The organism is Streptomyces sp. NPDC041713, from assembly GCF_055591085.1.
In genome coordinates this window covers 506,008-518,116 of the sequence record NZ_JBVIZY010000001.1, presented here as the reverse complement: position 1 = coordinate 518,116, position 12,109 = coordinate 506,008, and the positions used below count along the sequence as shown (strand labels likewise).

The following is a 12,109-nucleotide window of genomic DNA, read 5'->3' as shown; positions in this document are numbered from 1 at the left end:
GAGCCGACGCGCGGCGTCACAGGGTGCACAGGGCGGCGGCCTCCTCCAGGGAGAGCCCGCCGCCCTGTGCGTACGCCGCTTCGTATGCGTCGGCGCCGAGCGCGGCCCGCGCCTGCCGCTCCGCGCCCTCCCGGATCTCCCGCTCCATCGTGTTGGCGATGTGCCACGGCGGCAGCTCGCGGTCGGCGGTGCCGAGGAGGCGCGCCGCGTCCCGTGCGCGGGCGGTGTCGGCGGCCGAGAGGGCGAGGGCCGTGATCCACAGATGGACGGAGACCATGTTCGGGGCGACCATCCGCGACAGTGGGTCGAGGGCCTTGTCGAAGGCGGTGCGCGCCTTGCCGACGCTCTCCTCGTACCGGCCGTCCAAGGTGTCCAGCCAGGCCCCGATGCCGAGCACCGAGCCCTCGAAGACGGCGAAGCCGATGGCGCTGAACTCCTCCCCCAGCAACCGGAGTTGCTCGCGCGCCTCGCCGAAGCGGCCGGTGCGGCCGAGCGCGATGGCGAGGAAGAGCCGGGCGGCGGGCATGGCCTCGCCCACGTGGTGGCGGCCGGGGTTGGCGATGATCTCCCGCAGCATCGCCTCGCCCCGCTCGAACTCGTCCCGCCGCTCCGGCGCGTCCGTCATGAGCGAGCCGAGCCGGGCCTTGAGCAGGGAAACCTGGGCCTGCGCGCCGAGCCGCTCGGCGTGGTCGACGGCGGACCAGAAGTCCTCGGCGGCCAGGGCCAGTTCTCCGCGCCGCTCGCGTGCCTCGCCGCGCGCGGAGAGCGCCTCGGCGACCCCCCACACGTCGCCGAGCTCCTGGAAGATCCGCAGCGCCTCGTCCGCGTCACGGATGGCGTCGCCGGCCCAGTCGGTGCGGTTGGCGAGCATGTTGGCGCGCATCTGCAGGGCCGCGGCCAGCTCCCAGGCGAAGCCGAGCTCGCGGCAGGCGGTCACGGTCTCGTCGACAGTGACGCGCAGCGCCTCCATGTCGCCGCCGAGGAGCACGGCGAAGAACCAGAGGTTGCCGGGGGCCCGGCAGGTCTGCGGGAGGCCGGGGCGGTAGGCGGTACGGATGCCGCGCAGCTTCTGTTCGGCGGCCGGCGTCTGCCACAGCCCCACCGCGTCCAGGTCCATGCAGGCCAGGTGGAGCAGGTGCACCTCGCGGCGGGCCTCGACGAGGACGTCGGGGCGCATCGGCGGGGGCGCGGCCGTGCACGGCTCGTACAGCGGGGGCGCGGGGGCGACGGGCGGGGCGAAGGGGTCGGGGCCGAGGGCCATGGTCTCGCGGGACCAGGTGCGGGTCTCCAGGCGCAGACCGCGGATCTGCCAGTACCAGGACAGGGAGAGGACGAGGCAGAGCGCCTCCTGCTCGTCGCGGTCGGCGATCGCGTGCCGCAGGGCGGTGCGCAGGTTCTCGTACTCGGTCTCGAGGCGTTCCACGGCGGCGCGCTGTCCGTGGCCGCGCAGTTCCGGGTCGGTGGTTCTCGCGACCTCGCGGTAGTGCACGAGGTGCGCGCGTCCCGCGGCGGCCCGGTCGCCCGCCTCGTCGAGCCGCTCGCCCGCGTACTCCGCGACGGTCTCCAGGAGCCGGTAGCGCATGCCGCCGCCGGTCTGCGGCGAAGGGGCCGCGACGACAAGGGACTTGTCGACGAGCGAGCCGAGCAGGCCGGCAACGTCGTGGCCGCTCCCCGCGGCGGCGCAGACGTCTTCCGCGGCGGTGAGGTCGCAGCCGCCGGCGAAGACCGCGAGGCGCCGCAGGACGGTGCGCTCGGCCTCGTCGAGCAGTTCCCAGGACCAGTCGACGACGGCGCGCAGGGTCTGCTGGCGGGGCAGGACGGTACGGGCGCCGCTGGTGAGCAGCCGGAAACGGTCGTCCAGGCGGTCGGCGATCTGGCGCGGCGTGAGCATCCGCAGGCGGGCGGCGGCCAGTTCGATGGCGAGCGGAAGGCCGTCCAGTCTGCGGCAGATCTCGGCGGCGGCCGCCGGGTCCGCGTCGACGGTGAACCCGGGCTGCGCGGCGGCGCCCCGCTCGGCGAGGAGCCGCAGCGCGACGGGTTCGGGCAGCGGCTCGACGGGGCGCAGCAACTCGCCCGGTACGCCGAGGGGTTCGCGGCTGGTGGCGAGGATCGTGAGGCCGGGGCAGCGGGCGAGGAGCTCGTCGGCGAGGCGGGCGGCCGCGTCGATGACGTGCTCGCAGTTGTCGAGGACGATCAGCATGCGGCGCGCGGCGCAGTGCTCGACGAGACGGGCGAGGGGCTTCTCGCCCTGGCGCTCCGAGATGACCCGCATCTCCTCGGCGCCGGCGCCGCGCAGCACGGTCTCACGGGCGCCGAGCGCGGTGAGGACGGCGGCGGGGACGTCGTCCGGGTCCTCGACGGGGGCGAGTTCGGCGAGCCAGACACCGTCGGGGAGGCCGGCGCCGACGGCCTCGGCGGCCTCCTGCGAGAGCCGCGTCTTGCCGGCGCCGCCGGGCCCGAGCAGCGTGACGAGCCGGGCGCGGCCGAGGTCGCCGCGCAGCGCGTCGATGTCGCCCTCGCGGCCGACGAAGGAGGTGAGGCGGGCGCGCAGGTTGCCGGGCACCCGGGCCGGCGCGGGGGCGACGGTCTCCCGCAGCAACTCCTCGTGCAGGGCGCGCAGTTCGGGTCCCGGGTCGGCGCCGAGCCGGTCCGCGATGTCGGTGCGCACCCGCTCGTACGCGTCGAGCGCCTCCGCCGGACGTCCGGTGTCGCGCAGCGCGCGCAGCCGCAGGGCCTGCAGGGGCTCGTCGAGGGGGTGGGCCTCGCAGAGCTCGACGAGCTCGGGCAGGACCTGTTCCGCCCGACCGAGGGCGAGGGCGGCGCCGGCGCGGGCGCGCCGCGCGTCGAGGTGGCGGGCCTCCCAGCGGGCGCCGTCCGCGGCACGTTCGGGCAGGTCGGCGAGGGGCTGACCGGTCCACAGGGCGAGCGCGTCGGCCAGCACGGCGGAGGCCTTCGCCGCATCGCCGTCGGCGAGGGCGCGGCAGCCCTCGCCCACCAGGCGGTCGAAGCGGAAGACGTCCACGTCGTCGGGGCGCGCGTCGAGCCGGTAGCCGCCGTCCACCGAGGCGACGGCGTCCGCGCCGAGGGCCCTGCGGAGCCGGCCGACCAGCGCCTGCAGGGCGCCCGTCGCGTCGGCGGGCGGCTCGGCGGCCCACACGTCGTCGACGAGGGCCGAGGCGGGCACGGTGTGGCCCGCCCGCAGCGCGAGCGCCGCCAGCAGGGCGCGCAGGCGTGCGCCGCCGACGGGAACGGGGGTTCCGTCGGGGCGGACAGCTTGGGTCGGCCCTAGGACGCGGTAACGCACTGGCCCATTGTCCCTGTCGTGACGCGGATCCGGTGCGGCGGGTGTTTTCGTGACCCCGCGTCTTCCTCTTGCCGTAGGAGCCACGAGCCCGCCCACCCGTTTGCCCCGCACCGCACCGCCCCGCCGGAGCAAGGCAACCCCCGCCCGCGGAACCCGCGCCCCGCCGCGCGACGTTCTCACCGTGTGTGATCGGTACAACCGTGTGCAACCGGTACGGTCGGGCACTCCAGGCCGTCGGACTCCAGGAGCCCCGCCCATGACCACCGCCCCCATCCGCCGCAGCGACCGGCGGATCAGCCCCGTCTTCCTGGGGATCGTCGCCGTGGCGGCGGTCTCCGGCTGGGCCGCCTGGACCGGCTTCGCCGACCACCCCGGAATCGCCGTCTTCCTCTTCGTGACGGCCGCCTGGATCGTCTCGCTCTGCCTGCACGAGTACGCGCACGCCCGTACCGCCCTGCACAGCGGAGACATCTCCATCGGCGCGAAGGGGTATCTGACCCTGAACCCGCTCGCCTACACCCACGCCCTGCTCAGCATCGTGCTGCCCGTACTGTTCGTGATCATGGGCGGCATCGGCCTGCCCGGCGGCGCGGTCTTCATCGAGCGGGGCCGGATCCGGGGCCGCTGGAGGCACAGCCTGATCTCGGCCGCGGGCCCGCTGACGAACGTGGTCTTCGCGCTGGTCTGCACGGCGCCGTTCTGGCTCGATGCCCTGGACGGCATTCCGGCCGCGTTCCGCTACGCGCTCGCGTTCCTCGCGCTGCTCCAGGTGAGCGCGGCGATCCTGAACTTCCTGCCCGTCCCCGGCCTGGACGGCTACGGCGTGATCGAGCCCTGGCTCTCGCCCGGGGTGCGCCGCCAAGTGGAGCCGTTCGCGCCGTTCGGTCTCCTCGCCGTCTTCGCCGTGCTGTGGATCCCGGAGATCAACCACGCGTTCTTCGACGCGGTCGACGCGATCCTGCGCGGCCTGGGCGTCAGCGAGTGGGACACCTCGTGGGGCCACTCGCTGTACCAGTTCTGGGACGGCTCCCAGGAGGCCCCGCCGGCGCTGTCCCTCAGTTCGTAGGCGTCGCGGACGGCCCGGCGGCGGCCGCCGCGCCGCGCCGCGCGTCCCGCTGCGCCTTGGCCCGGCGCAGGTAGAACCAGGCCATGTTCGACGACAGACCCGCGAGCAGCACCCAGACGACGCCGAGCCAGCTGCCCTGTGCGAAGGAGATCACGGCCGCGGCGACGGCGAGGGCGCAGACGACGAGGGCGTACACGGCGAGGCGGGGCATGGGGGTCGGCTCCTGTCGGGTGAAGCGTGCGGCGGGCGTACCCGTGACGGGCGTACCCGTGCGGGCGTACCCGTGCGGGCGTACCCGTCCAGTGTCCCCCATGCCCGCCGCGCCCCCGCACGCGTCCCCGTGCGGCCGCCGCACGGTCCCCGCATGCCCTCCTACACGTCGGTGACCCGCAGCCCCGCGTGCGCCTTGTAGCGGCGGTTGACGGAGATCAGGTTGGCGACCAGGGACTCGACCTGGTGGGCGTTGCGCAGCCGTCCGGCGAAGATGCCGCGCATGCCGGGGATGCGGGCGGCGAGCGCCTGCACGAGGTCGGTGTCGGCGCGCTTCTCGCCGAGGACCATGACGTCGGTGTCGATCTCCTCGACGGCCGGGTCCTGGAGCAGGACGGCCGACAGGTGGTGGAAGGCGGCCGTGACGCGGGAGTCCGGCAGCAGGGCGGCCGCCTGCTCGGCGGCGCTGCCCTCCTCCGGCGTGAGGGCGTAGGCGCCCTTCTTGTCGAAGCCGAGCGGGTTCACGCAGTCGACGACGAGTTTGCCCGCCAGCTCCTCGCGGAGCGCTTCGAGGGTCTTGCCGTGCCCGTCCCACGGCACGGCGACGATCACGATGTCGCTGCGCCGCGCGCACTCCGCGTTCTCGGCGCCCTCGACGCCGAGCCCCAGCTCCTCGGCGGCGGTCCTGGCCCGCTCGGCCGCGCGGGAGCCGATGATCACCTTCTGCCCTGCGCGGGCGAGCCGGTAGGCGAGGCCGCGGCCCTGGTCGCCGGTGCCGCCGAGGACTCCGACGACGAGCCCGGACACGTCCGGCAGCTCCCAGGGGTCCTTGGCCGGGGCCTTGGCGGGCGCCTTCTCCGAGGTGTTCTGCGCACTGTCTGTAGAGGTCATGGGGCGACCTTACTCATCGGTCGCGCCGGTCAGGCAGGCCACCGGGATGCGCCGGAACGTGAGGGTCTCGTACGGACCGAAGTCCCCCGTCTCGTAGAGCAGTCCGACGGTCTCCGCGTCGACGCGCACCAGGTCGGAGTAGGCGGCGGGGAGTCCGTCGACCGTGTGGACGGGCCGCCAGGTGGTGCCGCCGTCGGTGGAGCGGCGCACGGTCATCAGCGCGCGGAAGCCGGGGTCGGCGGGGCCGGAGAAGAGGAGCACGTCCGGGTCGCGGAGCTGCAGTACGCATCCCTCGACGACGGGACCGGTGAGCGAGGCCTGCGGGCGGAAGGGTTTGGTGAGGCTCTCGCCGCCGTCGCACGAGTGGGCGTCGGCGCGGTTGCCGGGGGACGGGGAGTCGTTGCGGGTGTTGAAGTAGAGCGTGCCGTCGGGGAGTTCGGCGGCGGTGGTCTCGTTCACGTTGACGTAGCCGTCGGTGTTGTCGTCGACGTAGCCGATCCGCCAGGTCTCGCCGTCGTCGTCGCTGAGCAGGCAGTGCCCGCCGTTGTACTTGCCCTCGGTGCCGTTGTCCGCTCCGGACGGCGGCAGGGAGTGGTTGGCGGGGACCACGACGCGGCCGGTGCGGCCTTCGTGCTCGCCGGCCAGCTGCAACGCGTGCCCCGGTGTGGTCGCGTACCACCGCCACGCGGGCCGTTTGACCTGCCCGGTGATCTCGCGCGGCGCGGACCAGGTGAGGCCGTCGTCGTCGCTGTGCTGGACCCAGACGCGGCGCCCGTCGGCCGCGGATACGGTGCCGCGGCGGATGGCGTCCTCGGTGGCCGCGGCGGCGTTCCTGACCTGGACGAGCAGGACGCGTCCGGTGCCGAGGACGACGGGGGCGGGGTTGCCCGCGAGGTCGGTGCCGTTGCTGCCGACGGCCTGGAGCGGGCCCCAGGTGCGGCCGCCGTCGGTGGAGCGCTTGAGGACGATGTCGATGTGGCCGGAGTCCGCCTGGGAGCCGACGCGGCCCTCGCAGAAGGCGAGGACGGTGCCGGGGGCGGTGGTGACGACGGCCGGGATGCGGAAGCTCGCGTATCCCTCGCGGCCGGCCCGGAAGGGAACAGACGTCTCAAAGGTCATCCCCTCCGCCTCCCCGCTCCGGGGGAATTCGCGGTGAACTCCCGGCCAAGAGTGGAGTGTTGGGGCAGGATGCGACGCCATGGACGCCGTACGGGTCGCGCTGCTGCGCGAAGTGCTCGCCGGGACCGAGTGGCTCGGCGCCACCCGCCGCTTCGCGGGGACGCTGCGGTCCTCCGTCGTGCCGCACGGCGGCGGGCTGCTCCTGGTGGGCACGGCGGCGTACGAACCGTGGCACCTGGCCGCGCACCTGGTGGACGAGGCGGCCTGGTCCGGCACGCCCGAGCTCGCCCCGACGCTGGTCCGCCACCGGGTGCTCGCCGCGGATCCGGCCCATCTGTCGACCGGGCTCGGCCGGATCGAGGCGGCGCGGCGCGGCGAGACGCTGCTCGTGGTGGCGCCGGACGCGCCGGACGCGGAGCTGCTGACGCGGGTGCACGACGCGCGCCGGGCCGGTACGACGGTCCTCGCGCTCGGCTCCGGCGACCGCGACCTGGCCGCCCTGGCGCACGAGGCGCTCGCGGTGCCGGACACCCCCGACCTGGACCTCGACACGGTCCAGCACCTGGTGAGCGCGGCGGCGGGGGAGAACGCGCTGCCGGAGCCGCGCGGCCGCAGACGCCTGCGCGACCGCCTGTCCCGCCTCGCCGACCAGCTGACGTCGCCGCCGCCGACCCGGTGGTGACACCCCGCCTCCCGCACGGGCCGCTCACGGGCCGGCTCGCGGAAATTGATTTGCCCGGCGCGTCCGCCGCCACGGAACATGACTGTTCGTGCCACTCTCCGCGATACTGCCCGACCTCTCCCCCTGGCGTTCCACCCGCGACTTCCGTCTGCTGTGGGTCCAGGGTCTCGTCACGTACTTCGGCAGCTTCATGGCGATGGTCGCCCTGCCGCTGCAGATCAAGGAGCTGACGGACTCGCCGGTCGCGGTGGGTGCGATGGGGGCGGTCGAACTCATCCCGCTGATCGTCTTCGGGCTGTACGGCGGTGCGCTGGCCGACGCCGTCGACCGGCGCAAGGTGATCCTGCTGACCGAGGCGGCGCTCGGCGTACTGGCCGTGATCCTGCTGGTGAACGCGCTGTTGCCGAACCCGATGCTCTGGCCGCTCTACGTGGTCGCGGCCGGCGTCTCCGCGCTCTCCGGGCTGCAGCGTCCCGCCCTGGACTCGCTGATGGCCCGGATCGTGCCGCACGACCAGCTGACGGCGGCCGCCGCGCTGAACTCGCTGCGCTGGAACGTGGGCGCCATCGCCGGCCCCTCGCTCGCGGGCCTGGTCGTCGCGTACGCCGGGCACGCGTCCGCGTACGCGATCACGATCGCCTGCTTCACCGTCTCGGTCCTGCTGTGCACCCGCCTCTCCCCCGCGCCCGCCGCGCACGACGCGGAGAAGCCGTCGCTGAAGGGCCTGGCGGAGGGCGCGCGGTACGCGTGGTCGCGGCCGGTGCTGCTGGGTACGTACGCGATCGACATGGCGGCGATGTTCTTCGCCTTTCCCAACACGATCTTCCCGTTCCTCGCGGACGACCTGGACGCGGAGTGGGCGCTCGGCCTGATGTACGCGGCCGGGGCGGTGGGTTCGCTGCTGTTCAGCATCACCAGTGGCTGGACGTCACGGGTGCGGCGGCACGGGCTGCTGGTGGTGTTCGGGGCGGCGGGCTGGGGCCTGGCGATCACGTCGGCGGGGTGGTTCTCGAACATCTGGGTGGTGCTCGGCTGTCTGGCGCTCGCGGGCGCGGGCGACATGGCGAGCGGCCTGGGCCGCTCCACCATCTGGAACCAGACCATCCCCGACGAGCTGCGCGGCCGCCTCGCCGGCATCGAGGTCCTCTCCTACAGCGTCGGCCCCCAGCTGGGCCAGGTCCGCGCGGGCGCGGCGGCGGGCTGGACGGGCACGCGCCCGGCGATCTGGTCGGGCGGCCTGGCCTGCGTGGCCTCGGTAGCCGTCCTGGCGACGACACTCCCCCGCCTGATCTCCTACGACGCAACAACAGACCCCGACGCAACCCGCCACCGAACAACCACCCACCCCCCAACCCCCGAACCGGCAACGCCCTAGGGCGCCGGAGCGCCGCCACGGGGCACACGGGGCCCACCCACCCGACGCCACGGCCCCTACGCCGACGCGACGTCGCGGGGGGCCCGGCCCCGGCGCCGCGGGCCACCGGGCCCGCCGGTGGCGCGACATCGCGGGATGAAAACGGCGCACCCCCACCCGGCGCCCAGCGCCACGGGTCCCTACGCCGCGACGTCACGGGGCAAACGGCACCCACCCCGGCGCCCCGAGGCAACGGGCGCCTACGCCGACGCGGCGTCGCGGGGCAAACGGTCCCCACCCCCGCCCGCCGCCACGGACCCGCACCCGACGCAACGTCGCGAGGTGAGGGGCCCCACCCCGGCGCCCCGAGCCACCGGGCCCCTACTCCCACGCGGCGTCGCGGGGCAAACGGGTGGGTGGGTGGGGAGAAACCCGCCGCGGAGCGGCGAAGAGCCGCGCCCCCCCGAGCCGGCAACGCCCTGACACACCGGCGAGGAGCCCAAGGCCGACGCAACCTCCACTCCGCCGCCCCGAGCCACCGGGCCCCTACTCCCACGCGGCGTCGCGGGGCAAACGGGTGGGTGGGTGGGAAAAACTCGCCGCGGAGCGGCGAAGAAGCGCGCCCCGGACCACGGCAAGGGGTCAATCGTCCTCGCCCCGCGCAGCGGAATCGTGCCAACGCGGATCCGTCTCCCACTCAAGGTTCCGCTCCTGAGCGGTCCTCATCGCCCGCTGCGCCTCCTCGCGCGACCCGTACGGGCCCATCCGGTCCTTGCCGGGGCAGTCCGGCCCCTCCTCGACCTTGCCGTGCTCCAGGCAGTAGAACCACTCGCCCGGCTTGCCGGCCGTCTTCTTCTTGAACAGCGCCATCCCCGCTCACTCCTTCCGTCCGGATTCCGGATCATTACCCGTTCCCTGTGAGCCATGCTGCCCCACCACCGCTGGCTAGACTCGCTCACATGTCTGGCCAGTCACTGCTCGTCCCAGGGGAGCTCTCCCCCACCCGTTCCGTACCCGGCAACATCAGGCGCCCGGAGTACGTCGGAAAGCCCGCGCCGACCCCGTACACGGGGCCCGAGGTGCAGACCCCCGAGACCATCGAGCTGATGCGCACCGCGGGTCGCATCGCCGCCCGCGCCATGGAGGAGGCGGCGAAGCACATCGCGCCGGGGGTGACCACCGATGAGCTGGACCGCGTCGCGCACACGTACATGTGCGACCACGGTGCCTACCCGTCGACGCTCGGCTACCGCGGCTTCCCGAAGTCGCTGTGCAGCTCGGTCAACGAGGTCATCTGCCACGGGATCCCCGACTCCACCGTCCTGAAGGACGGCGACATCATCAACCTCGACGTCACGGCGTACATCGGCGGCGTGCACGGCGACAACAACGCCACCTACCTCGTCGGCGACGTCGACGAGGAGTCCCGGCTGCTCGTCGAGCGGACCCGGGAGTCCCTCGCCCGCGCCATCAAGGCGGTCAAGCCCGGCCGCCAGATCAACATCATCGGCCGGGTCATCGAGTCGTACGCCAAGCGCTTCGGCTACGGCGTCGTGCGCGACTTCACCGGCCACGGCATCAACTCGTCCTTCCACTCCGGCCTGATCGTCCCGCACTACGACAGCCCGCACGCCACGACCGTGATCCAGCCCGGCATGACGTTCACGATCGAGCCGATGCTGACCCTCGGCACGCACGAGTACGACATGTGGGAGGACGGCTGGACCGTCGTCACCAAGGACCGCAGGCGCACCGCGCAGTTCGAGCACACGCTGGTGGTGACGGACACCGGGGCGGAGATCCTCACGCTGCCCTGAGTTCCGCGGGGCCGAGAACGGGTAGCTCTTTTACCGACAGGATGTCGGGAACCGGTTGACTTAGGTAAGCCTAACTTGCCATGCTCTGCAAGGTCGCACCGGTTCCCGCCATCCCGTCATCCCTCGGCTCCCCCTGGAGGCCCGCATGGACACGGCGCCCACGCCCTTCTCGACCGTCATCCGCACCGCGTCGCACGAACAGCACACGGAGGCGGAGACCTCGACCTTCATGAGCGACCTGCTCGGCGGCAGGCTCGGCGTCGACGCCTACACGCGCTACACGGAACAGCTGTGGTTCGTGTACCGCGCCCTGGAGGACGGCGCGGAGACCCTGCGCGACGACCCCGTCGCCGGCCCCTTCCTCCGCCCCGAGCTGGCGCGGGTGGCCGAGCTGGAGCGCGACCTGACGCATCTGCGGGGCCCGGAGTGGCGCGCGGGCCTCACCCCGCTGCCCGCCACGGCGGCGTACGCGGCGCGGGTCGAGGAGTGCGCCCGCACCTGGCCCGGCGGCTATGTCGCCCACCACTACACGCGCTATCTCGGCGACCTCTCCGGCGGCCAGATCATCCGCGGCAAGGCGGAGCGGACCTGGGGCTTCGACCGCAAGGGCGACGGCGTGCGGTTCTACGTGTTCGAGGGGATAGCCAACCCGGCCGCGTTCAAGCGGAGTTACCGCGCGCTGCTCGACGGGATCGACGCGGCGGTGCCGGACGAGCTGGAGAGGAAGCGGATCGTCGACGAGTGTGGGCGCGCTTTCGCCTTTAACACGCAGGTTTTCCGTGAGCTGGGCGACGCGTTCCCGTTGAGCGCCTGACCCGGTGCCGTCTCGGGGGCTCTGCCCCCGGCCTCCCGCTCCTCAAACGCCGGAGGGGCTGGATTTCAGCTGGAGCCTTGCAGCGCGCACCGGCCCCCCACCTCGATCACCCCGCCCGGCCCCGGTGCCGTCAGGAGCTGGGAGCCGTTGCCCTGGGTGATGTTGAGGGCGCGGCCCAGCTCCCGGGTGAGCAGGAGCGCCGCCGCGCCCGTCGCCTCGTCCTCGTCGATGCCGTCGTCCCGGCCGGGGAAGGCCCGCGCGCGGACGCGGCCCGCCGCCTCGTCCTGCCAGGCCCAGGCGTAGATCCAGTCGCCCGGCTCCGGCACGGACAGCGCGTCGACCTCCGCGGCCGTCCCGTACCGCCGCAGCGTTCTCGGCGGTGCCCAGTCCGCGCGGGCGGTGATCCAGGTGAACTCGCCGTCCTGGCGGGCCTGCACCACCCCTGCGGGCGTGACGAGTTCGGGGACGTCGAGCAGCCACGCCGTGCCGACGCAGGGATGGCCCGCGAAGGGGAGGCGCAGGGTGGGGGTGTAGATGTCGATGACGCCGCGCTCGGGGTCGTCGACGAACACCGTCTCGCTGTAGCCGAGTTTGCCCGCCAGCGCCTGGCGGTCCTCCCGGGCGGGCGTGCGGGACCCGTCGCGCACGACACCGAGTGCGTTGCCGTGCCGGCCGTCGGGCCCGCGGAAGACCCGGACCACGTCGATGGGTCCAGGGGCGTCGAAGGGCGTACGGGCGTCGAGGGGTTCGGTCACCCGTGCATTGAAGCATCACGCCACTGCGGCGCCCCACCGGCGCCGGGCCCCCGCTTGACCGGTGCTTTACCCGGTCATGGGGCACCCATCAGGCTCC

The 12,109-nt window shown here is 73.8% G+C and carries 11 protein-coding genes; 5 read left to right on the top strand and 6 right to left on the bottom strand.

Annotated features, from left to right (window positions below):
- Window positions 1-16 precede the first annotated feature (16 nt).
- Window positions 17-3,304: an ATP-binding protein gene (locus tag ACZ6CV_RS02210; protein WP_469248937.1), complete on the bottom strand. Its 3,288-nt coding sequence runs from the start codon at window positions 3,302-3,304 to the stop codon at window positions 17-19.
- 256 nt (window positions 3,305-3,560) lie between these two features.
- Here ACZ6CV_RS02210 and ACZ6CV_RS02205 point away from each other — a divergent pair, with 256 nt between their 5' ends.
- A complete protein-coding gene (locus ACZ6CV_RS02205; RefSeq protein WP_469248935.1) occupies window positions 3,561-4,370 on the top strand; it encodes a site-2 protease family protein in 810 nt (269 codons plus the stop codon).
- Here ACZ6CV_RS02205 and ACZ6CV_RS02200 read toward each other — a convergent pair.
- From ACZ6CV_RS02200 to ACZ6CV_RS02190, 3 genes are read right to left on the bottom strand one after another with little or no spacing between them, the layout of a single operon-like run.
- Window positions 4,360-4,683, bottom strand: a complete 324-nt coding sequence (locus tag ACZ6CV_RS02200; RefSeq protein WP_469248933.1) for a hypothetical protein — start codon at window positions 4,681-4,683, stop codon at window positions 4,360-4,362. The genes ACZ6CV_RS02205 and ACZ6CV_RS02200 overlap by 11 nt on opposite strands.
- Before the next feature lie 59 nt (window positions 4,684-4,742).
- The gene (npdG, locus tag ACZ6CV_RS02195; RefSeq protein ID WP_469248932.1) at window positions 4,743-5,471 is read right to left on the bottom strand and encodes an NADPH-dependent F420 reductase; all 729 of its coding nucleotides are present in this window, start codon (window positions 5,469-5,471) and stop codon (window positions 4,743-4,745) included.
- Between the two features lie 9 nt (window positions 5,472-5,480).
- Window positions 5,481-6,590, bottom strand: coding sequence for a sialidase family protein (locus tag ACZ6CV_RS02190; RefSeq protein WP_469248930.1), 1,110 nt, complete (start codon window positions 6,588-6,590; stop codon window positions 5,481-5,483).
- 79 nt (window positions 6,591-6,669) lie between these two features.
- Here ACZ6CV_RS02190 and ACZ6CV_RS02185 point away from each other — a divergent pair, with 79 nt between their 5' ends.
- Window positions 6,670-7,272, top strand: coding sequence for a hypothetical protein (locus tag ACZ6CV_RS02185; RefSeq protein WP_362367823.1), 603 nt, complete (start codon window positions 6,670-6,672; stop codon window positions 7,270-7,272).
- An 88-nt stretch (window positions 7,273-7,360) separates the two neighbouring features.
- Entirely contained in the window at window positions 7,361-8,647 is a 1,287-nt protein-coding gene (locus ACZ6CV_RS02180) for an MFS transporter (protein WP_469248928.1), read from the top strand.
- Between the two features lie 621 nt (window positions 8,648-9,268).
- On the opposite strand, the gene ACZ6CV_RS02175 is transcribed toward ACZ6CV_RS02180, so the two are convergent.
- A complete protein-coding gene (locus ACZ6CV_RS02175; RefSeq protein WP_469248926.1) occupies window positions 9,269-9,496 on the bottom strand; it encodes a hypothetical protein in 228 nt (75 codons plus the stop codon).
- 89 nt (window positions 9,497-9,585) lie between these two features.
- Between ACZ6CV_RS02175 and map the strand changes: the two genes are divergently transcribed.
- Together map and ACZ6CV_RS02165 are read left to right on the top strand one after the other, a co-directional pair.
- A complete protein-coding gene (map, locus tag ACZ6CV_RS02170) occupies window positions 9,586-10,443 on the top strand; it encodes a type I methionyl aminopeptidase (protein WP_469248924.1) in 858 nt (285 codons plus the stop codon).
- 145 nt (window positions 10,444-10,588) lie between these two features.
- Window positions 10,589-11,257, top strand: coding sequence for a biliverdin-producing heme oxygenase (locus tag ACZ6CV_RS02165; protein WP_469248922.1), 669 nt, complete (start codon window positions 10,589-10,591; stop codon window positions 11,255-11,257).
- A gap of 65 nt (window positions 11,258-11,322) precedes the next feature.
- Here the strand turns inward: ACZ6CV_RS02165 and ACZ6CV_RS02160 are convergent, their stop codons facing one another.
- Window positions 11,323-12,012: a PhzF family phenazine biosynthesis protein gene (locus ACZ6CV_RS02160; protein WP_469248921.1), complete on the bottom strand. Its 690-nt coding sequence runs from the start codon at window positions 12,010-12,012 to the stop codon at window positions 11,323-11,325.
- Window positions 12,013-12,109: the final 97 nt, after the last annotated feature.